The sequence below is a fragment of the Actinospineispora acaciae DSM 45401 genome, from assembly GCF_000620785.1.
GTDB classification, from domain to species: Bacteria; Actinomycetota; Actinomycetes; order Mycobacteriales; family Pseudonocardiaceae; genus Pseudonocardia; species Pseudonocardia acaciae.
The window spans coordinates 232,302-253,732 of record NZ_JIAI01000008.1 but is presented as its reverse complement, the minus strand read 5'-3'; the positions used below and the strand labels follow the sequence as shown (position 1 = coordinate 253,732).

Here is a 21,431-nt window from a genome sequence, read left to right as displayed (position 1 = left end):
CATTGGCGTCGGATTACGAGCCCCGGGCTATCCACTCCTCCAGGTGCGGGGCCTCCGCGCCGATGCTCGTCGAGTCGCCGTGGCCGGTGTGCACCTCGGTGGTGCCGGGCAGCGTGAGCAGCCGTTCCCGGATCGACGAGATGATCGTGTCGAACGAGGAGAACGACCGGCCGGTCGCGCCGGGGCCACCGTGGAACAGCGTGTCGCCGGAGAACAGCACGCCGAGCGCCGGCTCGTACAGGCAGCACGAGCCGGGCGAGTGCCCGGGGGTGTGCAGCACGTGCAGCTCCAGGCCACCGGCGCGCAGCACGTCGCCGTCCGCCAGCTCGCGGTCCGGCCGCCGGTCCGGCCAGGTCATCTCCCACAGCGGCGCCTCGGCCGGGTGCAGCAGGATCGGCGCGCCGAAACGGTCGGCCAGTGCGGGCGCGGAGTTGACGTGGTCGTCGTGCGCGTGCGTGCACACCACCGCGACCACCCGCCGGTCACCGACGGCATCGGCGATCGTGGAAGCGGAGTGCGCGGCGTCGATCACCAGCACCTCGGACGAGTCGCCGACGATCCAGACGTTGTTGTCGACCTCCCAGGTGCCGCCGTCCAGCGAGAACGTCCCGGACGTGACGACGTGCTCGATCCCGGTCACAGGACCACCACGGAGCGCAGCACCTCGCCCCGCTCCATCCGGTGGAACGCCTCCTCCACCTCGGCCAGGCCGATGGTCTCGCTGACGAACTTGTCCAGCGGCAGCCGGCCCTGCAGGTGCAGGTCGATCAGCATCGGGAAGTCCCGGCTGGGCAGGCAGTCGCCGTACCAGGAGGACTTGGTGGCCCCGCCCCGGCCGAACACGTCGATCAGCGGCAGCTCGAAGGTCATGTCCGGGGTGGGCACGCCGACCAGCACGGCGGTGCCGGCCAGGTCGCGGGCGTAGAACGCCTGCTTGAACGTCTCCGGCCGGCCCACCGCGTCCACCACCACGTTGGCGCCGTTGCCGTCGGTCAGCTCCTGGATGGCCTCCACCGCGTCGGTCTGCGCCGAGTTCACGGTGTGGGTGGCGCCGAACTCCTTGGCCCACTCCAGCTTCCGGGGGTCGATGTCCACGCCGATGATCGTGGTCGCGCCGGCCAGCCGGGCCCCGGCGATGGCCGCGTTGCCCACCCCGCCGCAGCCGATCACCGCTATCGAGTCGCCGCGCCCGACGCCGCCGGTGTTGATCGCCGCGCCCAGCCCGGCCATCACCCCGCAGCCGAGCAGCCCGGCCACCTCCGGCTTGGCCGCCGGGTCGACCTTCGTGCACTGCCCGGCGTGCACCAGCGTCTTCTCGATGAACGCGCCGATGCCCAGCGCGGGCGACAGCGGCTGGCCGGACGCCAGGGTCATCGGCTGCGAGGCGTTGAACGTGGAGAAGCAGTACCACGGCTGCCCGCGCTTGCAGGCCCGGCAGGTGCCGCAGACCGCGCGCCAGTTCAGGATCACGAAGTCGCCGGGTTCGACGTCGGTGACGCCGGCGCCCACGGACTCCACCCGGCCGGCCGCCTCGTGGCCGAGCAGGAACGGGAACTCGTCGTTGATCCCGCCCTCGCGGTAGTGCAGGTCGGTGTGGCAGACCCCGCAGGCCTGCACCGCCACCACCGCCTCGCCGGGCCCGGGATCCGGCACCGTGATCGTCTCCACCGACACCGGCTTGCCCTTGGTGTGGGCGACGACCCCGCGTACCTCCTGCGCCATTGCTAACTCCCCTGTGTGAAATAAGGATCCAACGATGTGTCCGCCTGGGCAGCGTGCCATGGTTGGCCGGCGGGCGCGTCCCCTGACCGGTAGGTTCCGCAACGTGATCGAACGGACCGACGTCGGCCCGGTGGCGGTGCTGACCATGGCGCACGGCCCGGTGAACGCGCTGGACACCACCCTGCTGCGGGCCATCACCGAGACCTTCACCTCGCTGGCCTCCGGGCCTCGAGCACCGTCCGCCGTGGTGCTCACCGGGTCCGGCCGGGCGTTCTCCGCCGGGGCCGACCTGCGCCGGATGCTGGACGGCGGGGCGGAGTACCTGGCCGGGTTCCTGCCGGCGCTGAGCGAGGCGTTCCTGGCGGTGTTCACCTTCGACCGGCCGGTCGTCGCGGCGGTGAACGGCCACGCGATCGCCGGCGGCGCGGTGCTGGCCTGTTGCGCGGACGCGCGGCTGATGGCGGACGGCAACGGGCGCATCGGCGTGCCCGAGATCAAGGTCGGGGTGCCGTTCCCCCGAGCGGCGCTGGAGGTGGTGGCGCACGCCGTCGGGCCGAAGGTGGCCGGGCGGCTGGTGATCGGCGCGGACACCGTGCCGGCGGCCGAGGCGCTGGCGCTGGGCCTGATGGACGAGGTGGTCGAGCCCGGCGAGCTGCAGGAGCGGGCCGTGGCCAGGGCCGCCGAACTGGCCACCGCGATCCCGCCGGACACCTTCGCGCTGACCAAGGCGCAGCTGCGGCGGGAGTCCGTGGAGCGGATCGCCCGGTACCGCGCGGACGAGGACGCCGCGGTCGCCGAGCTGTGGGACCGGCGCCAGGACGACGGCTGGACCGCCCGCTACCTGGCGGCCGCGACCGGCAAGAAGTCCTGATCCGTTCGGGTGCCCGCCCGAGTCGCGGACTTTGCCCAGGTCGTTGCCAGTGTTATGCGATCTATCATTGAGACCGGCCGGCCGATCGTGATCATCGTGGAGTCGCCGGGCGGGCAGCGCGCCCGGCTGGTCGGCTACATCAGGTCGATCTCCCGGGAGTCCGGCGGCGTCGCCGACGAGCTGGTCGTCCACGGCGAGGCGAAGCCGCTCACGGACTCGTAGAACGGCGGAGGGTGGTGCGGACGAGCAGGTAGAGCACGGTGGCGTTGAGCACGTGCCAGCCGAAGTGGGTGCCCAGCGGCCAGTGCGGGCACAGCGGGCCGTCGAGCTGGCGCAGCGTCAGCGACGCCGCGAACAGCGCGGTGGCCACGGCGAACGGCCGGCGGCCGGGGTCGCGGCGGACCGCCAGCCAGGCGGTGATCAGCGCGAGCGCGAGCAACGCCGGCGCGTAGAGGCCGGGCAGGCGCATCGCCGCGGTGGCGCCCGCCACCACCGCGGCGAAGAGCACGAACGCCGGCGCCGCCAGCCAGGCCCGCGCCGGGCGCACGCCCGCGAACCGGTGCACGAACACCACCACGAACCCCAGCATGAACAGCGCGATCGGCAGCGTGTCGGCCAGCGCGGCCCAGCCGGTGGCCAGGGTGTGGAACAGGAAGCTGCCGACCCCGATCACGGCGAGGATCACCACCAGCGCGGACACATCGCGCGGTGCCCGGTCGCGACCGCGCCGCAGCCCGCGCGCCAGCAGCACCGCCGCGACCAGGAACGCCGCGTTGGTCAGCGCGTTCACCGGCTCGGCCCAGAACGACGGGTCGTGCCGCTCGCAGTAGCCGTCCACGGACCCAGCGTGACGGTCCCGCGTGACCGGAACATGAACACGGTGTCGTCCTCGAAGTTCGGGCTATCCATCGAGACCGCCTCCGGCGGTCGCGCGTCCTCGCGTCCCTCGTTCAAGGCGCGTCGGTCCGACGCGGAGTCCGGCGCTCGGGCGGACTGAGTTCATCCACCACCTCCCCCACCGCCTCTGGCCCGCCGTCGCTCGCCGGACCATGAATAGCCCTCACAGGGTGTGACGGCTCATCACGCGCGCGCGGCGATCATGGGGCAGGCTGACGCGGTGCGCTATGGCAGTTTCGTCCTGGGCGGTGAACCGCCGGCCTCGGCCCGGCTCGGCGTGTTGACCGATGACGACCTGGTCCTGGACCTGACCGCGCTGGCCGCGCGGCTGACGCTGCCGTGGCCGGAGCTGCTGGTGGCGTCCTCGCTGGACCCGTTGCTGGCCGCCGGGCGGCGTGCCTGGCGGGAGGTGTCGGACTGGCTGTCCGACCTGGTCGCCGGCGAGGACCCGGAGCTGCTGGCGGCGTTCCGGCATCCGGTGGCGGCGGTCAGCCCGCTGCTGCCGTTCACCGTCGCGGACTACGTGGACTTCTTCGCCTGCGAACAGCACGCGGTGAACGCGGCCCGGATCCTGGGCGCGCGTGAGGACCCGCTGGCGCCGAACTGGCGGCACCTGCCGGTCGGCTACCACGGCCGGTCCAGCACCGTGCGCGGCTCCGGCGCCCCGATCCGCCGGCCCAACGGCCAGCGCGGACCCGGCGACTTCGGCCCGACCCACGCGCTGGACTTCGAGGCCGAGCTGGGCTTCGTGATCGGCGGCGCCAGCGTCCCCGGCGAGCCGGTGCACCTGGCCGCGGCCGAGGACCACCTGTTCGGCGTGGTGCTGCTCAACGATTGGTCCGCGCGCGACATCCAGTTCTGGGAGAGCCGCCCGCTGGGGCCGATGCTGGGCAAGGCGTTCGGCACCTCGGTCTCGTGCTGGGTCACGCCGTGGGACGCGCTGGCCGCCGCCCGCCTGCCCCCGCCGCCGCGTGACCCGGAGCCGCTGCCCTACTTGCGCGGACCCGCCGACCGGGGGCTGGACGTGGCGGTGCAGGTGCGGCTGAACGGGGAGCTGATCTGCGCGCCGCCCGGCGACTCGCTGTACTGGACGGCGCCACAGATGATCGCCCACCTCACCTCGGGCGGTGCCGCGTTGCGGCCGGGTGACCTGCTCGGCTCCGGCACGCTCAGCGGCCCGGAGCGGTCCCAGCGCGGCTGCCTGCTGGAGCTGAGCTGGGGCGGGCGCGAGCCGTTGACCTTGCGCGACGGCTCCGAGCTGACCTACCTGCGCGACGGCGACGAGCTGCTGGTCACGGCCAGCGCGCCGGCGGTGGGCGGCGGGCGGCTGGAGCTCGGCGAGGTCCGCGCCAGGGTGCTGCCCGCGTTCGACTGACGCGTCTCGCGATGAGTTTCGCGCCCGCCGCGCCTCTGTATCTGTAGCCGTCACAGATACCCGAGGAGCAGAAATGATCAATGCGGCCGTGGTGCGGTACGAGACGAGGTCGGACGCCGCCGCCGAGGAGAACGAGAAGCTGGTACGACAGGTGTTCGAGGAGCTGAACCGGGAACGGCCGGAGGGCCTGCGCTACGCGGCGCTGCGGCTGGCCGATGGGGTCGGGTTCGTGCACCTGGTGATCGTCGAGGGCGACGCCGACCCGCTGTCGGCCTCGGCCGCGTTCGCCGAGTTCCGAGGCCGCCTCTCGGAGCGAGTGGTCGGGTCGCCGGAGCGCACGCCCGCCACCGTCGTCGGCTCGTACCGGTTCTGAAGGGAGTTCGCCATGAAGACACCGTCGATCGTGTCCCCGGAGGAATGGGAAGCGCAGCGCCAGCGGCTGCTGGCGCGGGAGAAGGAGGTGACCCGCGCCAGGGACGCGCTCGCCGCCGAGCGCCGGCGGATGTCCTGGCAGGAGGTCGGGAACTACACGTTCGAGGGGCCGAAGGGCACCGCGAGCCTGCTGGACCTGTTCGAAGGGCGTCGGCAGCTCATCGTCTACCGCGCGTTCTTCGAGCCCGGCGTGCACGGCTGGCCCGAGCACGCCTGCCGGGGCTGCTCGCTGATGGCCGACCAGGTCGGTCACCTCGCGCACCTGAACGCCCGCAACACCACCCTGGTCTTCGCCTCGCGCGCGCCACAGCCGGACATCGAGCGGGTCAAGGCGCGGATGGGCTGGCGGATGCCCTGGTACACCATCACCGACGGGTTCGACGTCGACTTCGGGGTGGACCAGTGGCACGGCACCAACGCGTTCATCCGCGACGGCGACCGGGTGTTCCGCACCTACTTCATCAACAACCGGGGTGATGAGGGCCTGGGCACCACCTGGGCCTACCTCGACATGACGGCGCTCGGACGCCAGGAGGCGTGGGAGGACTCGCCCGAGGGCTACCCCCAGTCCCCGCCGTACGAGTGGTGGAACTGGCACGACGAGTACGGCGACGAGCCGGCCCAGTGGTGGAGCGACCCGGACGAGGGCACCCACGACCCCGCCGACCCCCGCCCCCAGACCGGCACCGGCATCGGCACCGGCTGAACGGCGCATGCGGTGGCATCGACGACCCATGAGCTGCCGGAGCGCGCGGACTTCGCCCGGCTCACCGCCCCGTACCGGCGCGAGCTGGTCGCGCTGTGCTACCGCATGCTCGGCTCGGCCGAGGACGCCGAAGACGTGGTGCAGGAGACCTACCTGAACGCGTGGCGCGCGTTCGACTCGTTCCAGGGGCGGGCGTCGCTGCGCACCTGGCTGTACCGCATCGCCACAAGGGCCTGCCTCAAGGCGCTGGAGGGCGGCGTCCGCCGGCCGCTGCCCTCCGGCCTGGCCGGCCCCGGCGAGATCCCGGACGGCCCGATGCCGCGCCAGCCCGAGATCGCCTGGCTGCGGCCCATCCCCGACGACCCGGCCGAGACCGTCGAGTCCCGGCAGAGCATGCGGCTGGCCTTCGTCGCCGCGCTGCAGCACCTGCCGCCGCGCCAGCGCGCGGTGCTCATCCTGCGCGATGTGCTGTCCTGGCGGACCGCCGAGGTCGCCGAGCTGATCGGCACCACCGACGCCGCCGTGACCAGCGCGCTCCAGCGCGCCCGCGCCCAGCTCAGGCGGGTGTCGCCGCGCGAGGACACGCTCATGGAGCCGTCCGAGGCGCAGCAGCGCGAGCTGCTGGACGGCTACGCCATGGCCTTCCAGAACGCGGATGTCGACACGCTCACCCGCCTGCTCGCCGAGGACGCGGTCTGGGAGATGCCGCCGATACCGGTCTGGTTCGCCGGCGCGGACAGGATCGCCCGGTTCCTCGCCGGCCGGGTGCTGGTGTCCGGCCCGGGGCACTTCCGCCTGCTGCCCACCACGGCGAACGGCCAGCCCGCGTTCGGGCTGTACACCCGCGACGCCGGGGGCGTGCACCGCCCGCACGGCCTGCAGGTCCTCAGCCTCGCGCCGACCGGCATCACGCGCGTCGTCACCTTCCACGACGCCGGCCTACCAGCCGCGTTCGCCCTGCCCGCCGTGGTCAGCGCAGCGGGTTGAGCCAGCGCAGCCCGGGGAAGCGGGAGAAGTCCGCGTCCGCGGAGCACAGTTGCGCGCCGTGCTCGATGGCCAGCGCGGCGAGGTGCGCATCCGTCGTCAGGTTGCCCGCTGTACCGACCTCGTTGATCAAGTCGCGCAGTACGGCCGCGTGTCGCTCGGTCGGATGCACGATCGTCGCACACGGTTGGGCAAGCCAGCGGTCGACCAGATCCAACGCCTCGGCCGGGGAGAGCGGCTCGGGGAAGAGCCCGCGCTTGGTGCTGATTCGGACGAACCCCAGCAGCACAACCCAGGCGAACCCGACGGTCTCGGTGCCGGACAGGGCCTCCTCGATCCACCTCACCGCCCTCTGGTGATGCCGGTCCGCCTCATTTCGGGCATACAGCAGCAGGTTGACATCCGGCAGCTTCACTTGCCGAGCTCGAGCTTGCGGATGATCTCCTCGTCCTCGAGTTCGGCGGCGAGCTGGAGCGCCTTGTCCAGGTTGACGCCCGGTACGACGCCCATGTTGCTGGTCTGCATGCGGAATCGACGAGGCTGGGGCACACCCGCGGTGAGGCCGGCCCGCAACGCGGTGTTCACGGCTTCCTTGAAGGAGATGCCCCGCTCCTTCGCAACCCTGTGCAACATTGCGGCGACGTCGTCGTCCAAGGTCAGCGTGGTTCGCATCAACACATCATACGTTGAGGCATCATGATGCCTCAACGTCGCATCAGTGCAGCGGGTGGGCCTCGCCGAGGGCGGCGCGCATGGGCGGCGGGATCTCGCGCTTGGTGTGGTCGGCGGTGTTGACCACCACGTAGGTGATGCGGCCCTCGGTGGTCACCTCGGTGTCCTGGCCGGTGCCGCGGCGCACCTGGAAGTCCAGGGCGAAGCTGGTGCGGCCGTAGCGCGACGGGGAGACCGCGACCACGATCGGGTCGGCCCAGCGGACGCCCGCCCGGTAGTTGATCTCCGTGCGGACGGTCTGGACCTCGTACCCGCTGGCCTGCATGGTCTGGTACGTCAGGCCCCGGTGGGCGAAGAACGCGGTCATCGCCTCGTCGAAGTAGGTCAGGTACCAGCCGTTGAAGACGACGCCCTGGCCGTCGACCTCCATGTAGCGGACGGTGATCGGGAAGAGGAACACCTCCGGCTCGGCGGAGGTGTCTGTGCCTGACGATGCCGACGCGGGGAGTGCTGTCATGCGGCCGACTCTAGTTACCGGGTCCGGATTCCGGGGTTGACGAACCGGGTGGTGGCGATGTCCCCAGCCTTCAGGCCGGGGCGGACGCCGGCGCCGTCGCGGGCCAGGGTGGGCGCGAGCGTCTCGATGGTGGCCTGGACGCGGGTGGGGTCCATGCCGCCGAGTGGGCCGCTGGTGTCGTTGGCGATCACGCCGAGGCGTGTCATGGTGGCCGCCGCGTAGTCCGCTACCCCGGGCGAGTACGTCCAGCCGGTGTTGAACGCGGCGACGGCGTCGACGATCAGCTTGTTGGTCGGGCCGGGGTTGGCCAGGTAGTCGAGCTGCGCGCGTTGGATGAGCGGCACCAGCCTGGTCAGGCAGGCGGACAGCGGCCCGAGGTCGGCGGTGCGCACGGACAGTGCCTCGGGGTAGACGCTGAAGCCGACGTCGGCGATCAGCTGGTAGCGCACCGGCTTGCGCCACGCCGTGACCTCGTGCTGGTAGACGAACGGCTCGTTGGTGGCGAAGGCCTGTTGGGCGATGGTCGGGTCGGTCACGAACCGGACGGGCGAGCCGGTGTAGCCGGTGTCGACCTGCTCGGGCCTGATCAGGCCCTTGCCGGTCAGCAGCGCGGTGGCGGCGTTGCCCTGGGACATCAGCACCCTGGCCCCGGAGCGGCGGATGTCGTCGACGGTGTTCCAGTCCGGATGGGTGGCCGGGTCCCACATCAGCGCCATCGGGCTCTTGGCCAGCGGCGCGACGACCGCGGTGACCGGCTGGCTGGCCGAGGTGCTGATCGCCAGGTCGGTGGGGACGGCGCCGAGCGTGATCGAGCGGTCCAGGTACATCTGGGCGGGCACGGTGCCGAAGCCGATGGCGGCGCCGCCGGGCCGGATCTCGATGCGGACCCCGGTGTCCTTGCCGCCGGCCACCAGCGGTCCGCTGATCCGCTTGCGGGCGGCGTCGATGCTGTAGCCGGGGCCGACCAGTTGGTACGTCGCGGCGTGGTCGGCCTCGGGCTCCCAGGCCTGCTGGACGACCACCGTCGCGGGGCAGACGTACGAGAGCCGTTCGGCCCCGGTGGCGGCCGGCAGTCGCGGGGCGGCCTGCGCGGGCTGTTCGGGTGCGCCCGAACAGCCGGCCACGGCGGCGCAGAGCAGTGCCGCCAGCGCGGCCGCGACCCGACTCATGGCTTGCGCGCCGCGGCGCTCGGCCCGCCGGGACCTGGGTCACTCACCGACGTTCCGCTCGGGCGCCCACGGCACAGATGGTGGCACAGGGTTCCAGGACCGGCGCCACGGATTTGCCACCCGAGCGCCGAGGGTCATGGCGGCGGCAGGTTGGGGATGACCTTGGCGGCGAGCTCGCGGACCATCTGGCACTGTTGGTTGTACGGAATCGGGGCATACACGCCGACATAGACCACTTCGTCGAATGGTGGAGCGCCGACCCCATCTTTGGTGTGGCGATGCACCACCTTCGCCAGGCATCCGACCTGGTCGTTTATTCCGATTCGTTGGTTGATGAAGACGTCTCGACCGGCGATCTTCTCCTGTGCGCCGTCGCGTTCTTTGGACAATGGCGGCTCTAGTATGAAGTGGACCCGCGCGTAGGGTGCCCTGGGGTTTGAACGAGGTGAGTTCATGCCTCTGACGCAGTCCCATTCGCCGAACTCCGTATATGACTTTGTCGGGTCTACGTGAGGTGCTATGCTCAAAAACTGACTGTCGAATATTTGGCAGGCAATCTGGCGACGTAGCGAGTTTGGATCACCGATTGTGCCCAGCATCGGTAGTGGCGGTGTAGCGAGCGCTCGGAGCGCGTTCGCGGTGACCATATCGGCCAGTTCGCACGGGTTCAGTCCGCTGTCCCAGACGTATACTATATTGGCGATCGTGGTGCGACTCGGCAGCGCAATGAATCTGCGACAAGAGCCGTCGGCGGCTCGATCGGGGCGAAAGATGGTGAGGTCACCTCTTTTTTCGGTGGGGCCGTAGCGTTCCTCTTGTTCGAGAAAGTTCGCCGACACTATGGCCGAGTCGCCACCGTTCAGCTTTCTAATCGATATATAACAAGTATTGTAAAAGGATCCGCCGAACGTTTCCCCGTGACCGAACCTCTCGAAATCCGGAGTGTTCAAGAACGCGCACGGGTTGGCGCGGCGCGGCTCTGGGATGTATGTCCGGTCGGTCGCGACCTGTGATGGAGGGTCGGGTGTGCGGGCGAACAGGAGGTAGGCCGCGGCCAGCGCGCCGGCGGTGATGAGGAGCACCGCGATGGCGACGATCAGTCGTCGGGGCGCCCGGTGTGGGCGTGGCGGCCGGAGGTCGAGCAGGGTGGGTGTGGGTGCGGGTGCGGCGGGTGGCGGTGCGACACTCGGTCCCGACGCGGCGGCGAGAAGGTCGCGGGCGACGGTGGCGGCCGGGCGGCGGTCGGGGTCTTGGTCGATCAGCTGGGTCAGGGCGGGGGTGAGCGGTCCGGCCTGGCTCGGTGGTGGGACGGTTCCGGTGGCGATCTGGCGAAGCAGGCGCAGCGGGTTGTGTGGGTGTCCCCTTCCGAACGGCGGCGCACCTTCCACCAGTGCGTACAGCGTGGCGCCGAGGCTGTAGATGTCGGCGGCACCGGTGTAGTCCTCGCCTCGGGCGATTTCGGGAGCGAGGTAGGCGGGAGTTCCGGGTATCAGTCCGGCGCTGGTGAGCTGGAGCTCGTTGACGGCCCGGGAGATACCGAAGTCGGTGAGCTTGGCCTGCCCGTGGGGGTCGATGAGGATGTTGCCGGGTTTGATGTCGCGGTGCCAGATGCCGGCCGCGTGCGCGGCGGCCAGCGCCTCGGCGATCTGGGCGCCGATGTGGGCGACCCGGTCGTAGGGAAGGGGGCCTTCGGCGGCGAGCAGCTTGTCCGCGCTGCGGGACGGGACGTATTCCAGCACCAGCCAGAGCTGATCATCGGAGATGATGACGTCGAAGACCGTGACCACGTTGGGATGGTGTAGTCGGGCGGCGATGCGCCCTTCGCGCAGGGCGCGTTGACGCATCTCCTCGACCTCGGCGCGGTCGAGGTCGGCGGTGCGCACCTGCTTGAGCGCGACGGCTCGATGTAGAAGGGTATCGGTGGCCCGCCAGACCTCGCCCATTCCGCCGGAGCCGAGAGGGGTGTCGCCCTCGAGTCGGTACCGGTCGCCCACCAACTGACGCTCCGGCGTCGTGGGACTCCCCGGATCGGCGTGCCCCTCGGGGTCGAGCGACTTCATTCTCCGCATGCTAGCCCGGCCGTACGCAATTGCCGAATGCATGGCTCACCGGTGATCGGCGTCGAACCTAATGGCGGTCCGCGCCGGGAAACCTTTCACGCGATTGCCCTCCAGCGAGCCGGTACTCGTCCAGAACTATCCAGGCTGAATGCGCCGGCTTCACCAGTCCTCGGAGTCGCCGAGCAACCGCAGATCCGGCGGCACCAGCGTGGTGGACAGCAGCAGCTCGGTGACGAGGTTGTGGTTGAGCGCGTTTCCGACCGGCTCGCCCACCTCGTCGCGGGTCAGGCCGGCCACCCCGGCGCGCACGAGCCGGCCTCGGACCCGCTCGACGACCTTCTCGGCCCGTTTCGCGGTCCATGACGGATCGCCCGTGGCGGCCCGTAGCTGCTGGCCGACCAGGTTCCACGACACCGGCTGGGGATACGCCTCGTGCCGCAGGTAGCGCTGACCCATCGCGGTCAGGACCAGCCGCTCGGTCTCGTCGATGGTCCACATCGTGGGCAACTGGGTGTCCTGATCTCCAGAAGCCTCCGGCTCCGGTGGCCGATGACCGGTGACGAGAACCTCCAACAGATGCTCGCGCCGTGTCGAGCTGCGGATGAACAGCGGTGTGTAGCCCTCGGCCAGCTCCCGCTGCTCGCCGCTGAGCAGCAACGACGCCCCGGGGAACACGATCGGCAGCCGGCCCTCGTTGCGCAGTGTCCAGCGCGTGCCGTCGCAGCTCACGCTGCCGTGGCGGCGGCTGACGAGCTGGTCGTTCGCGCCGACGCAGACGTGTACCTCGTCCGCGTTGCGGCCGAACAGCAGGACGAATCCGGGGCGGGCGGTGGAGCTGATACCGCCCCGGGCCGACAACAGGTGGATGGTGCCCAGTGGAGCCGGTGGCATGTCGATGGCCAGGCTTCCGAGCGAGGCGGGGAGCAGCCGGACCGCGTGTTGTTGGCTCATGTTGTGACACCTGCCCTGGGTGCGTCGCATTGTGGGCTCATGGCGCTGGCAGCCTGGGGATGACCTTGGTGATGAGGCTGCGGGCCATTTGGCACTGTTGGTTGTAAGGGACAGCGGCGGACACCCCGACCTCGACCTTCTCTTCCAGCAGCGCGCCGTCGTTGTCGACGATCCGACGATATGCCACACCGGCCGTGCACATTGCCTGGTCGTTCCTCGTGTTCTCCAGCCGGAGGAAGACATCCCGGTCGGCAAGCCGTTCCATCGTGTAGCCGGATTTTCCGGCGGACATCGGAACCACTCGTTTGAAGAAGATCTGCACTACCGGCGGCCCAAAGTTGGGGACGAAAAGAGATTTTCCCCACACGCACCGCCAGTTCGCGAACTCCGGGTACACCTTGGTTGAGTCGACGTCCGGCACAACGGCGCGTACTTCGGTGCTGTCGAGCAGCTGACAGGCGTTTCGGCGGCGCAATGAATTCTGGTCGGCCGCGAAGCTGGAGTCGGCTAATGGCGGCGATGAGAGGTGGCGGAGTAGGATGTTGGTGGCAACATCGGCCGGCGCGCACGGATCGATCTGACTGTCTCTGAGCACGTTCACGATTTCGAAAGTGGTGGATCCGGGTAAGGCTACGAATCGGGAGCACCTAGATTTGGTGCCAGTCGGATTGGGTCGGTAAACAGTGAGGTCACCGCGTTGCTCGGCATCGCCGTACCCCTTCTGGGCGAGAAATACATTTATCGAGACCGAGGAGCGGCCGCCGCCGTTCAGTGCGGTTATCACATAACAGTTGTGGAAGCCGTCACCGTCCCATTCCTTGGGAGAACCGAACATGGTGTACTCAGAGGCATCCATGAGGTCGCACGGCTCGAAGCGGTGGACGTCGGGAATGTACTTCTGTTCCGCCGCGGTCAGTATCGCGGTCGGCGGCGCGGTTGCGGTCGCGGGCGAGTCGTGGGCGCGGGGCAGCAGTGTGAAGGACGCGACCAGCGCGGTGGTGGTGATGAGCAGGAGCGCCGTGGTGGCCAGAATCCGCGGTCGGGTGAACCGGCGTGAGCGGGGGGCGACCAGGGTGGGTGCCGGTAGTGGTGGGTCGCCCGAGCCGGGGGCGACCGCGGCGAGGAGGTCGCGGGCGGTGGCGGCGTCCGGGCGGCGCCCCGGGTTGGGATCGGTCAGCCGGGTGAGGGTGGCGGCGAGCGGTCCGGCGCGGATAGGCGCCGGGACCTCACCGGTGGCGATCTGATGCAGCAGCCGCATCGGGTTCCGCGGGTCACCGGAGCCGAATGGTGGGGTGCCTTCGATGAGGGCGTAGAGCGTGGCGCCGAGTCCGTATACGTCGGCCGCGTTGGTGAACTCATCGCCTTGGGCGACTTCGGGCGCCAGGTACGCGGGTGTTCCGGGGACCGTGCCGCTGCCGGTGAGCCGCAGGTCGTTGACGGCCCGGGAGATCCCGAAGTCGGCGAGCTTGGCGCCGCCGTCCGAGTCGACCAGGACATTTCCGGGTTTGACGTCCCGGTGCCGAATTCCAACGGCGTGCGCGGCGGCCAGCGCCTCGGCGACCTGGGCGCCGATCCGCGCGACCCGGTGGTACGGCAGGGGGCCTTCGGCGGCGAGCAGCTTGTCCGCGCTGAGGGACGGGACGTATTCCAACACCAGCCAGAGCCGGTTGTCCGCGACGAGGGCGTCGAAGACCATCACCACGTTGGGATGGTGAAGCCGGGCGGCGATGCGCCCTTCACGCAGTGCCCGCTCGCGCATTTCCTCGACCCGGCCGCGACCGAGGCCGGTGATTCGCACCTTTTTGAGCGCGACGGTTCGGTTCAGGAGCGTGTCGGTGGCCCGCCAGACCTCGCCCATTCCGCCGGAGCCGAGTGGCGAATTGTCGTCGATTCGGTAACGGCCGCCCACCAACGGACGGTCCTGTAGGTCGGTGTAGCGCGGCTCGGACTGCCCGTCAGGGTCGAGCGGGTTCGCTCCCCGGCTCATGGCTTGCGCGCTACGCCGCCGTGCGGGTCGACCGGCCGGATGGTGCCGACGTCGACCGCCCCCGGCCGCCACGCGGTGATCGTCACCAACCCGGGCTCGACCAGCTCCCAGCCCTCGAAGTAGCCGTGCATCTGGTCCAGGGTGCGCAGCTCGTAGCGGTCCACCCCGGACTGGTGGCGCCGGGTGATGCCCGCCTGGGAGACCCGGCCGGTGTCCACGCCGTCCTCCACCACCAGGTAGCTGCCCGACGGCACGGCGGCGGTGACCCGCTCCAGAACCGCGAGCGCCTGGTCGTACTCCAGGGCGCCGAGGATGCCGAGCATGAGCACCCCGACCGGCTCGGTGAGGTCGAGCGTGCGGCCGGCCTCGGCCAGGATGGCGTCGATCTCGCGCACGTCGGAGTCGATGTAGGCGCATTTGACCAGGTCGGTCGCGGGGGTCAGCAGCGCGCGGGCGTGCGCGAGCACCACCTTGTCGTTGTCGACGTACACGATCCGGGCGGCCGGGTGGACGCTCTGGGCGATCTCGCAGGTGTTCGGGGCGTCGACCGGGGCGGGCAGGCCGCAGCCGAGGTCCAGGAACTGCCGCACGCCGGCCTCGGCCGCCACCCAGCGGACGGTCCTGGCGAAGAACTGCCGGACCTGCCGGGCCAGGTAGAACATGTCGGGGTTGGCCTCGGCCATGGCGTCGCCGGCGTCCCTGTCGACCTGGTAGTGGTCCTTCCCGCCCTGCAGGTAGTTCCACATACGTGCCGGGGACGGCCGCTGTGCGGTCACGACGCAGATGGTGCCACAGCGGGGTGACGTCCGGTGGCGTCAAGTCACATCCGGTTCGAGGCCGGCGTCGGCGTCGGCGATCGCGGCCCGTTCGGCGGCCAGGTCCAGGCCCCGGCAGAACAGCAGGTACGCCCCGCCGGAGACGATCAGGCCGGGGATCATCCCGATGTCGGTGCCCAGCGCGGCGGCCACCGGGCCGACGAACAGGCCGGTCTTGGCGAACGGCACCATCACCAGGAACCCGAGCAGGTACGCCACCAGCCCGCGCCAGCCCCACCGCCCGTAGATGCCGTTCGGGTTGAAGATCTCGCGGATCGAGTAGTGCGTGTGCCTGACCAGGAAGAAGTCCACCAGGTTGATCGCCGTCCACGGGGTGAACAGCAGCAACAGCACGCCCAGGAACCCCTCGAACATGTGCAGGAAGTTCCCGGACGCGGACAGCGCGACCGCCGTGGCCACCACCCCGCAGCACAGCAGCGCCACCACCCGCTCGGCCCTGCTCCGGCGGATCGGGCGCACCGAGTCCGCGATGGACAGCAGCGTCAGCGAACCGCCGTAGAAGTTCAGGCCGGTGATCGTGATCAGGCCGGCCAGCGCGAGCACCAGCAGGACCGCGCCGAAGCCGGGGGCTATCGCGTCGCCGGCCTGGCGGATCTGCTCGGAGACGTTCAGCTTGCCGTTCGCCGCCGCGGCCACCGCACCGACGGCCATCATCCACGCGCCGCCGATGGTCGCGCCCAGGTAGGTCCACCAGAACGTGGCGCCGACCCCGATCGTGCGGGGCAGGTAGCGGGAGTAGTCGGACACGTAGATCGCCCAGCTGAGCTGGTAGGCGGCCGCGACGAAGAACTGGGACGCGAACGCGGTGCCGCTGAACCCGGCCGGGTCGAACTGGCCGGCCGGGATCTCGCCGGTGAACCCGATGCCCACGGTGAACACCGCCAGCGCGGCGGTCAGCCCGTAGGCCAGCCAGCGCTGCGCCTTGTGGATCCAGTCGTAGCCGAACAGCGCCAGCCCGAGCGCGATCACCGTGAACACCAGGTACGCCGCCGTGGCGTCCACCCCGACCAGCAGGTGCGCGGCCTCGCCGGCGAGCAGCTGGTTGAACGCGTTGTAGCCGACGTAGGTGACCAGCGCGACCACCCACACCAGCAGCGCGCCCAGGTAGCCGAACTGCGGGCGGGACTGGATCATCTGCGGCAGCCCGAGCTGGGGCCCCTGCGAGGAGTGGAACGCCATGAAGAACGTCCCGAACGCGGACCCGGCGACGATGGCCACCATTGTCCACAGCAGGTTCGCGCCGAGGCCGATGCCGATCGCGCCGGTGGCCACGGTGGCCAGGTGGGCGTCGCCGGTGAACCACACCGGCCACAGGTGCCAGGCCTTTCCGTGCCGTTCGCGCAGCGGCACGTAGTCGATCGAGCGGGCCTCGATGCCGGCGGTTCGGGAGTTGACGACGGTGTCCATGACTCCTCCGGGCGGGTTTCAGGTGGTGCGATGGAGCGCGGTGTAGGCGAGCCGTTCGAGCAGCAGCGCGGTGTGGTGCGAGGACTCGGCGGCGGCGTCGATGACCTGCTTGGTGACGGCCAGGGCGGGCGGGGGTAGGGCGGTCAGTTCGTGCGCGAGCGCCAGCGCGCGAGCCAGGTGTTCGCCGGTCTCGGTGACCTCGGTGAGCAGGCCCCAGCGCTCGGCCTGGTCGGGGCCGAAGCGGCGGGCGCGCAGCACCAGGTCGCGGGTGCGGGCCGGGCCGAGGGCGCGGACCAGGCGCGCGATCCCGCCGGAGGACGGCAGGATGCCCAGCCCCACCTCGGGCAGGCCGAACACCGCGCGCGGGTCGGCCACCCGCAGGTCGGCGGCCAGCGCGAGCTCCAGGCCGCCGCCGAGGCAGTAGCCGGTGATCGCGGCCACCGTGGGCTGGGGCAGGCCGGCCAGCCGCTCGTACACCCGCCCGGAGCCCCGGTAGTACTCCGCGATCGCCTCCGGGGTCATGTCCCGCAGTTCGTCGACGTCCGCGCCGGCGGAGAACACCGTGCCCCCGCCGGTGACCACCACCGCCCGGCTGGTCGTCACCCGGGCCGAGCCGAGCGCGGCCAGCAGCTCGTGCTCCAGGCCGGTGGACAGCGCGTTGAGCTTGCGTTCGCGGCGCAGCGTGACCACCGCGACCTCGCCGTCGGCCGCGACCTCGACGCCGACCTCGACGGCGGTCATCCGGCGGTACGGAACGAGAGCAGGCCGTCCAGGCCGCGCTTGTCGGCCTCGTTCGCGATCACCAGCCGTTGGATCTCCGAGGTGCCCTCCCAGATCCGGTCCACCCGCAGCTCGCGCCACAGCCGCTCCACGGCGTACTCGCGGATGTAGCCGCGGCCGCCGAAGATCTGCACGCACCTGTCGGCGACCCGGTTGGACGCCTCGGACGCGGCCAGCTTCACCGTGGCTGCCTTGGCGTGCAGCGTCTTTCTGGTGTCGGCGTCGGACTGGGAGGCGGTGTCGAACTCCCAGGCCACCTGGTGGGTGAGCGCCCGGTTGGTGGCGATGTCCACCACCGAGTCGGCGATCATGGCCTGGATGAGCTGGCGGTCGATCAGCCTGGTGCCACCCTGGGTGCGCGCCTTGGCCCAGTCGGTGGCCAGGGTCAGCGCGCGTTCGGCGGCGCCGATGGTGCGGGCGCCGATCATCAGCCGCTCCTCGGTGAACCAGTCCCTGGTCAGCTCGTAGCCCCGGCCGACGCCGCCGAGGACGGCGTCCTCGCCGACCCGGACGTCGTCGAACACGAACTCGGGGTGTTCGTAGACGAACGTGTGGGTGTAGCGGGGCACGTGCTTGATCCGTACCCCGGGGGTGTCGGTGTCGACCAGGAACATGGTGGGCCCGCCCTCGGGGACGTTCGCGAGCACGAGCAGGAAGTCGGCCGCGTCGCCGACGGTGACGAACCACTTCTCGCCGTTGATCACGTAGCCGTTCCCGTCGCGGGCGGCGGTGGTGGCGATCGCGGACGGGTCGGAGCCGGCCTCCGGTTCGGTGATGGCCACCGCGTCGCGGCGCTCGCCGCGCGCGTCCGGGACCAGGTAGCGCTCGCGCTGCGCCTGTGTGGCGTGCACCAGCGGGTTGGCCGGGCGCCACACGGTGTCCCACAGCGCGTTGGTGAGCTTGCCCAGCTCGTCCTGGACGACCACCTGTTCGAGCACGGTCAGCCCGGCGCCGCCCCACTCGACCGGCGTGTTGATCGCCTGCAGGCCGCTGGCCAGCACCTCCTGGCGGATCGCGGCGTGCGCGTCCGGCGAGAGGCCGTTGTTGCGCTCGCACTCGGCCTCGTACGGGATGATCTTGGCGGTGAGGTCGGCGGCGCGCTGTTTGAGCTCGGCCAACCGTGGGGTGAGGGCGAAGTCCATCGTGTCGTTCCTTCCGTGGGTCAGGCGAGCGCGATGCGGGCGTCCAGGCCGACCGCGCCGTTCGGCGTGACCAGCAGCGGGTTGACCTCCAGTTCGGCGATCTCCGGGTGTGCGGCGGCGACCTGAGTGATCGCGGCGACGGCGCGGGCGGCGGCGTCCAGGTCGACCGGGCGACGGCCGCGCGCCCCGCGCAGCAGCGCCGCGCCGCGCAGTCCGGTGAGCAGCCCGTGGGCCGTCTCGGCGGTGACCGGCGCGAGCGCGAACGCCACGTCGCGCAGCACCTCGGTGAACACCCCGCCCAGGCCGACCATCGCGACCGGGCCGAAGCGCGGGTCGGTGTGCACGCCGGCGATAAGCTCGACGCCGCCGGCGGTGTCGGCCATCGCCTCTACGCTGTAGCCGGACAACTTGTAGATGTCTCGGAATGCGGCGCGCAGCTCGTCGGCGCAGCGCAGGCCGAGCGCCACGCCGCCGAGGTCGGACTTGTGCACCGGGCCGAGCGCCTTGAGCACCACCGGGTAGCCGATCCGCTCCGCCGCGTCCACGGCCTGCTCTTCGGTGTGGACGACCGACGCCGGCGGGTACCGGACGCCGCCGGCCGCGAGCAGCGCGCGGGCTTCGGCGTATCCGTCGCCGGTCACCGGAGGCGCCGCGGCGGTCGGGGTTGCGGCGGGGCGTACGGTGCCGCCGGTGCCGAGCAGCGCCAGCGTGCGCAGGGCGTCCTCGACCGCGGCGAACACCGGCACGCCGTGCTCGGCCAGCACCCGGGCGGCCGGGCTGTCCGGGTGCATGGTGTGCACCGCGACCGGCTTGCCGTGCGCCCGCACGTGCCCGGCCAGGGTGTGCGCCTCGGCCACCTCGGCGGCGGCCAGCGCCGGTCCGTACTCGCGGTAGCCGCCGAAGTAGCCGGTCACCAGCACGCCGTCCACCTCCTCGTCGGCCAGTGCGGCGGCCAGCACCCGCCCGAACGAGGAGATGTCCCGCTCGCCGGCGCCGGCCAGGTCGACGGGGTTGGTCACGTTCGCCGACGGCGGCAGCTCCGCGCGCAGGCCCGCGACCAGGGCCGGCGAGAACTCCGGCACCGCCAGGCCGGCCGCCTCGGCAAGATCCGAGGCGACGGCGCCGTGCCCGCCACCGTCCGCGATCACCCCCACCCGCCGCACCGGCCCGGCGCACCCGCGCAGCGCCGAGGCCAGGTCCGCCAGCTCGCGCGGCGACGCCACCCGGTACACCCCGCCGGCCCGGCAGGCCGCGTCGATCACCGCACCGTCCGTGGTCATCGACCCGGTGTGCGACCGCGCGCCGCGCACCGACGCCGCGCTGGCGCCGACGGTGAGGAGCAGCACCGGCTTGCCCGCCGAGGTGGCCTCGGCGGCGGCGGTCACGAACGCGCGCCCGTCGCCGAAGTCCTCGCAGTACACCGCCACGATCTCGGTGCCGTGGTGCGTGGTGCAGGCCCGGATCAGGTCGGCGGCGCCGAGGTCGGCCTGGTTGCCCAGGGAGGCGAACCGGGCGAACCCGAGCCCGCGCCCGGCCAGGAACCGGCTCAGCTCCAGCGCCATGTTCCCGCTCTGCGACAGCAGGCTCACCGGGCCGGCCGGCAGCGGGTTCGACGCCAGCGTGAGCCCGGTCGTGGAGTCGGCCACGCCCAGGCAGTTCGGCCCGAGCAGCACCGCGCCGGCCGCCCGCACCCGCTTCGCCACCCGGTCCTGCAGCGCGCGCCCCTCCGGCCCCAGCTCGGCGAACCCGGCGCTGATCCCCACGATCGCCCGCGCGCCGGCGTCCAGCGCCTCGTCCACCGCCGCCTCGAACCCGGCCGCCGGCACCGCGATCACCACCAGCTCCGCCGGACCCGGCGCACCGGCCAGCGACGGGTACGCCGCCCGCCCGAGCACCGTCGCCGCCCGCCGGTTGACCAGGTACACCGGGCGCTCCGGCGCCATCCGCAGCGCCTGCGCGCCGATCCAGTTGCCGTACTTCGACTCGTCGTCGCTGGCCCCGACCACCGCGACCGACGCCGGGTCGAACAACGCCCGGAGATCCCGGCCGGTCACCGCTCGGCCCGGGGCTCGGGGTCCGGCGCCGGATAGCCCATGCCCCAGGCGTCCGCGCCGCCGTCCACCACCACCGTCGTGCCGGTGACGTACCCGCCCGCCGGGCTGGCCAGGAACGCGACCATCCCGGCCACCTCGCCGGGCTCGCCCAGCCGTCCCAGCGGTACCGCCCGCGCCCACCGCTCCCGGTCCGCCTCGGAGTAGTTCGCGGCCAGCCCGTCCGTGCGGATCGTGCCCGGCGCCACGCACACCGTCCGGATGCCGTAGCGACCCCACTCCAGCGACAGCCCGGCGGCCAGGTTCTCCAGCGCGGCGCGCGCGGACGTGGCGTGCACCATGGACGGAATCCCCCGGCGCGGCGAGAACGCCAGGAAGAAGATCACGCCGCCCCGGTTCGGGATCATGGCGCGGTCCGCCACCTCGCGGGTCAGCACCCACGCCGCGTCCACCGCCAGCCGGTGCACCGCCCGCCAGCCCTTGGGGGTGATCCGCTCGGCGGGCGCGGCGAACTGACCGCCCGCGTTGTTCACCAGCACGTCGACCCGGCCGAACCCGGCCAGCGCGGCGTCCACCAGCGCGCCGACCTGAGCCTCCTCCCGCACGTCAGTGGGCACCACCAGCGCGCGCCGGCCCAGCTCGGCGACCTCCGCCCGCACCTTCTCCAGCGGCTGCGCCCGGCGCCCGGCCAGCACCAGGTCCGCGCCGGCCCCCGCCAGCTCCAGCGCGGTCGCCCGGCCCAGCCCGGTGCCGCCGCCGGTCACCAGCGCCACCCGGCCGGCCAGCGCATCGGCCCGCAGCACGCTCCCCGTCCGGTCACCCGCCATCGCCGGCCCTCCCGCCCCGGATCCGCGATCTGACTGACGCGTCAG

Annotated in this window: 22 protein-coding genes; 6 read left to right on the top strand and 16 right to left on the bottom strand. The window is 71.6% G+C overall.

Features of this window, described 5'->3' with window-relative positions; genetic code table 11:
- Nucleotides 1-13 precede the first annotated feature (13 nt).
- Together N912_RS0131375 and N912_RS0131370 are read right to left on the bottom strand one after the other, a co-directional pair.
- Nucleotides 14-640, bottom strand: a complete 627-nt coding sequence (locus N912_RS0131375; RefSeq protein ID WP_028925510.1) for an MBL fold metallo-hydrolase — start codon at nt 638-640, stop codon at nt 14-16.
- Nucleotides 637-1,722, bottom strand: coding sequence for an S-(hydroxymethyl)mycothiol dehydrogenase (locus tag N912_RS0131370; RefSeq protein WP_028925509.1), 1,086 nt, complete (start codon nt 1,720-1,722; stop codon nt 637-639). The genes N912_RS0131375 and N912_RS0131370 overlap by 4 nt, the downstream gene beginning before the upstream one ends.
- A 103-nt stretch (nt 1,723-1,825) precedes the next feature.
- On the opposite strand from N912_RS0131370, the gene N912_RS55860 reads away from it, so the two are divergent.
- Both N912_RS55860 and N912_RS63925 read left to right on the top strand, forming a co-directional pair.
- Nucleotides 1,826-2,593: an enoyl-CoA hydratase/isomerase family protein gene (locus N912_RS55860; RefSeq protein ID WP_245645532.1), complete on the top strand. Its 768-nt coding sequence runs from the start codon at nt 1,826-1,828 to the stop codon at nt 2,591-2,593.
- A gap of 54 nt (nt 2,594-2,647) precedes the next feature.
- Nucleotides 2,648-2,815 carry a hypothetical protein gene (locus tag N912_RS63925; protein ID WP_156994167.1) on the top strand — a complete coding sequence of 56 codons (168 nt, stop codon included), beginning with the start codon at nt 2,648-2,650 and terminating at the stop codon, nt 2,813-2,815.
- Here N912_RS63925 and N912_RS0131355 read toward each other — a convergent pair.
- A complete protein-coding gene (locus N912_RS0131355; RefSeq protein ID WP_028925508.1) occupies nt 2,802-3,431 on the bottom strand; it encodes a ceramidase domain-containing protein in 630 nt (209 codons plus the stop codon). The two genes, N912_RS63925 and N912_RS0131355, sit on opposite strands and share 14 nt — an antisense overlap.
- Before the next feature lie 279 nt (nt 3,432-3,710).
- Here N912_RS0131355 and N912_RS0131345 point away from each other — a divergent pair, with 279 nt between their 5' ends.
- The 4 genes from N912_RS0131345 to N912_RS0131330 all read left to right on the top strand — a co-directional run bounded on the left by N912_RS0131345 (nt 3,711) and on the right by N912_RS0131330 (nt 6,990).
- Nucleotides 3,711-4,865, top strand: coding sequence for a fumarylacetoacetate hydrolase family protein (locus N912_RS0131345; protein ID WP_245645530.1), 1,155 nt, complete (start codon nt 3,711-3,713; stop codon nt 4,863-4,865).
- A 73-nt stretch (nt 4,866-4,938) separates the two neighbouring features.
- Entirely contained in the window at nt 4,939-5,238 is a 300-nt protein-coding gene (locus N912_RS0131340; RefSeq protein ID WP_028925506.1) for a hypothetical protein, read from the top strand.
- 12 nt (nt 5,239-5,250) lie between these two features.
- The gene (locus N912_RS0131335) at nt 5,251-6,003 is read left to right on the top strand and encodes a DUF899 domain-containing protein (RefSeq protein ID WP_028925505.1); all 753 of its coding nucleotides are present in this window, start codon (nt 5,251-5,253) and stop codon (nt 6,001-6,003) included.
- A gap of 12 nt (nt 6,004-6,015) precedes the next feature.
- Nucleotides 6,016-6,990 carry a sigma-70 family RNA polymerase sigma factor gene (locus N912_RS0131330; RefSeq protein ID WP_028925504.1) on the top strand — a complete coding sequence of 325 codons (975 nt, stop codon included), beginning with the start codon at nt 6,016-6,018 and terminating at the stop codon, nt 6,988-6,990.
- On the opposite strand, the gene N912_RS0131325 is transcribed toward N912_RS0131330, so the two are convergent.
- From N912_RS0131325 to N912_RS0131265, 13 genes are all read right to left on the bottom strand, one after another.
- Entirely contained in the window at nt 6,974-7,402 is a 429-nt protein-coding gene (locus N912_RS0131325) for a type II toxin-antitoxin system VapC family toxin (protein WP_028925503.1), read from the bottom strand. The two genes, N912_RS0131330 and N912_RS0131325, sit on opposite strands and share 17 nt — an antisense overlap.
- Nucleotides 7,399-7,659, bottom strand: a complete 261-nt coding sequence (locus N912_RS0131320) for a ribbon-helix-helix domain-containing protein (RefSeq protein ID WP_028925502.1) — start codon at nt 7,657-7,659, stop codon at nt 7,399-7,401. Before N912_RS0131320 ends, N912_RS0131325 begins: the two co-directional genes overlap by 4 nt.
- Nucleotides 7,660-7,702: 43 nt before the next feature.
- Complete coding sequence (locus N912_RS0131315; RefSeq protein ID WP_084211373.1) at nt 7,703-8,176, bottom strand: acyl-CoA thioesterase; 474 nt, start codon at nt 8,174-8,176, stop codon at nt 7,703-7,705.
- Between the two features lie 14 nt (nt 8,177-8,190).
- Complete coding sequence (locus tag N912_RS0131310; RefSeq protein ID WP_028925500.1) at nt 8,191-9,345, bottom strand: type 2 periplasmic-binding domain-containing protein; 1,155 nt, start codon at nt 9,343-9,345, stop codon at nt 8,191-8,193.
- 134 nt (nt 9,346-9,479) lie between these two features.
- A complete protein-coding gene (locus N912_RS60870) occupies nt 9,480-11,405 on the bottom strand; it encodes a serine/threonine-protein kinase (protein ID WP_169747990.1) in 1,926 nt (641 codons plus the stop codon).
- A gap of 159 nt (nt 11,406-11,564) precedes the next feature.
- Complete coding sequence (locus tag N912_RS0131300) at nt 11,565-12,356, bottom strand: FHA domain-containing protein (RefSeq protein ID WP_037067510.1); 792 nt, start codon at nt 12,354-12,356, stop codon at nt 11,565-11,567.
- A 37-nt stretch (nt 12,357-12,393) separates the two neighbouring features.
- Nucleotides 12,394-14,343, bottom strand: coding sequence for a serine/threonine-protein kinase (locus N912_RS60865; RefSeq protein WP_084211372.1), 1,950 nt, complete (start codon nt 14,341-14,343; stop codon nt 12,394-12,396).
- On the bottom strand, nt 14,340-15,119 hold the full coding sequence (locus N912_RS0131290) for an SAM-dependent methyltransferase (RefSeq protein WP_211261460.1): 780 nt from the start codon (nt 15,117-15,119) through the stop codon (nt 14,340-14,342). The genes N912_RS60865 and N912_RS0131290 overlap by 4 nt, the downstream gene beginning before the upstream one ends.
- Before the next feature lie 39 nt (nt 15,120-15,158).
- Complete coding sequence (locus N912_RS0131285; protein WP_028925497.1) at nt 15,159-16,586, bottom strand: purine-cytosine permease family protein; 1,428 nt, start codon at nt 16,584-16,586, stop codon at nt 15,159-15,161.
- 18 nt (nt 16,587-16,604) lie between these two features.
- Nucleotides 16,605-17,327 (bottom strand): enoyl-CoA hydratase/isomerase family protein, encoded by a 723-nt coding sequence (locus N912_RS0131280; protein WP_028925496.1) that lies wholly within the window; start codon nt 17,325-17,327, stop codon nt 16,605-16,607.
- Nucleotides 17,324-18,508 carry an acyl-CoA dehydrogenase family protein gene (locus tag N912_RS0131275; protein WP_028925495.1) on the bottom strand — a complete coding sequence of 395 codons (1,185 nt, stop codon included), beginning with the start codon at nt 18,506-18,508 and terminating at the stop codon, nt 17,324-17,326. The genes N912_RS0131280 and N912_RS0131275 overlap by 4 nt, the downstream gene beginning before the upstream one ends.
- 20 nt (nt 18,509-18,528) lie before the next feature.
- On the bottom strand, nt 18,529-20,562 hold the full coding sequence (locus N912_RS0131270) for an acetate--CoA ligase family protein (protein ID WP_028925494.1): 2,034 nt from the start codon (nt 20,560-20,562) through the stop codon (nt 18,529-18,531).
- Nucleotides 20,559-21,386, bottom strand: a complete 828-nt coding sequence (locus N912_RS0131265; protein ID WP_064745450.1) for an SDR family NAD(P)-dependent oxidoreductase — start codon at nt 21,384-21,386, stop codon at nt 20,559-20,561. Before N912_RS0131265 ends, N912_RS0131270 begins: the two co-directional genes overlap by 4 nt.
- Nucleotides 21,387-21,431: the final 45 nt, after the last annotated feature.

Excerpts from the sequence above, each read along its gene's own strand:
- N912_RS60865 (WP_084211372.1), bottom strand. The coding sequence starts at position 14,343 with ATGAGCCGGGGAGCGAACCCGCTCGACCCTGACGGGCAGTCCGAGCCG.
- N912_RS0131320 (WP_028925502.1), bottom strand. The coding sequence starts at position 7,659 with ATGCGAACCACGCTGACCTTGGACGACGACGTCGCCGCAATGTTGCAC.
- N912_RS0131370 (WP_028925509.1), bottom strand. The coding sequence starts at position 1,722 with ATGGCGCAGGAGGTACGCGGGGTCGTCGCCCACACCAAGGGCAAGCCG.
- N912_RS0131335 (WP_028925505.1), top strand. The coding sequence starts at position 5,251 with ATGAAGACACCGTCGATCGTGTCCCCGGAGGAATGGGAAGCGCAGCGC.
- N912_RS60870 (WP_169747990.1), bottom strand. The coding sequence starts at position 11,405 with ATGAAGTCGCTCGACCCCGAGGGGCACGCCGATCCGGGGAGTCCCACG.
- N912_RS0131275 (WP_028925495.1), bottom strand. The coding sequence starts at position 18,508 with ATGGACTTCGCCCTCACCCCACGGTTGGCCGAGCTCAAACAGCGCGCC.
- N912_RS0131340 (WP_028925506.1), top strand. The coding sequence starts at position 4,939 with ATGATCAATGCGGCCGTGGTGCGGTACGAGACGAGGTCGGACGCCGCC.
- N912_RS0131300 (WP_037067510.1), bottom strand. The coding sequence starts at position 12,356 with ATGAGCCAACAACACGCGGTCCGGCTGCTCCCCGCCTCGCTCGGAAGC.
- N912_RS63925 (WP_156994167.1), top strand. The coding sequence starts at position 2,648 with ATGCGATCTATCATTGAGACCGGCCGGCCGATCGTGATCATCGTGGAG.
- N912_RS0131265 (WP_064745450.1), bottom strand. The coding sequence starts at position 21,386 with ATGGCGGGTGACCGGACGGGGAGCGTGCTGCGGGCCGATGCGCTGGCC.
- N912_RS0131285 (WP_028925497.1), bottom strand. The coding sequence starts at position 16,586 with ATGGACACCGTCGTCAACTCCCGAACCGCCGGCATCGAGGCCCGCTCG.
- N912_RS0131315 (WP_084211373.1), bottom strand. The coding sequence starts at position 8,176 with ATGACAGCACTCCCCGCGTCGGCATCGTCAGGCACAGACACCTCCGCC.
- N912_RS0131280 (WP_028925496.1), bottom strand. The coding sequence starts at position 17,327 with ATGACCGCCGTCGAGGTCGGCGTCGAGGTCGCGGCCGACGGCGAGGTC.
- N912_RS0131310 (WP_028925500.1), bottom strand. The coding sequence starts at position 9,345 with ATGAGTCGGGTCGCGGCCGCGCTGGCGGCACTGCTCTGCGCCGCCGTG.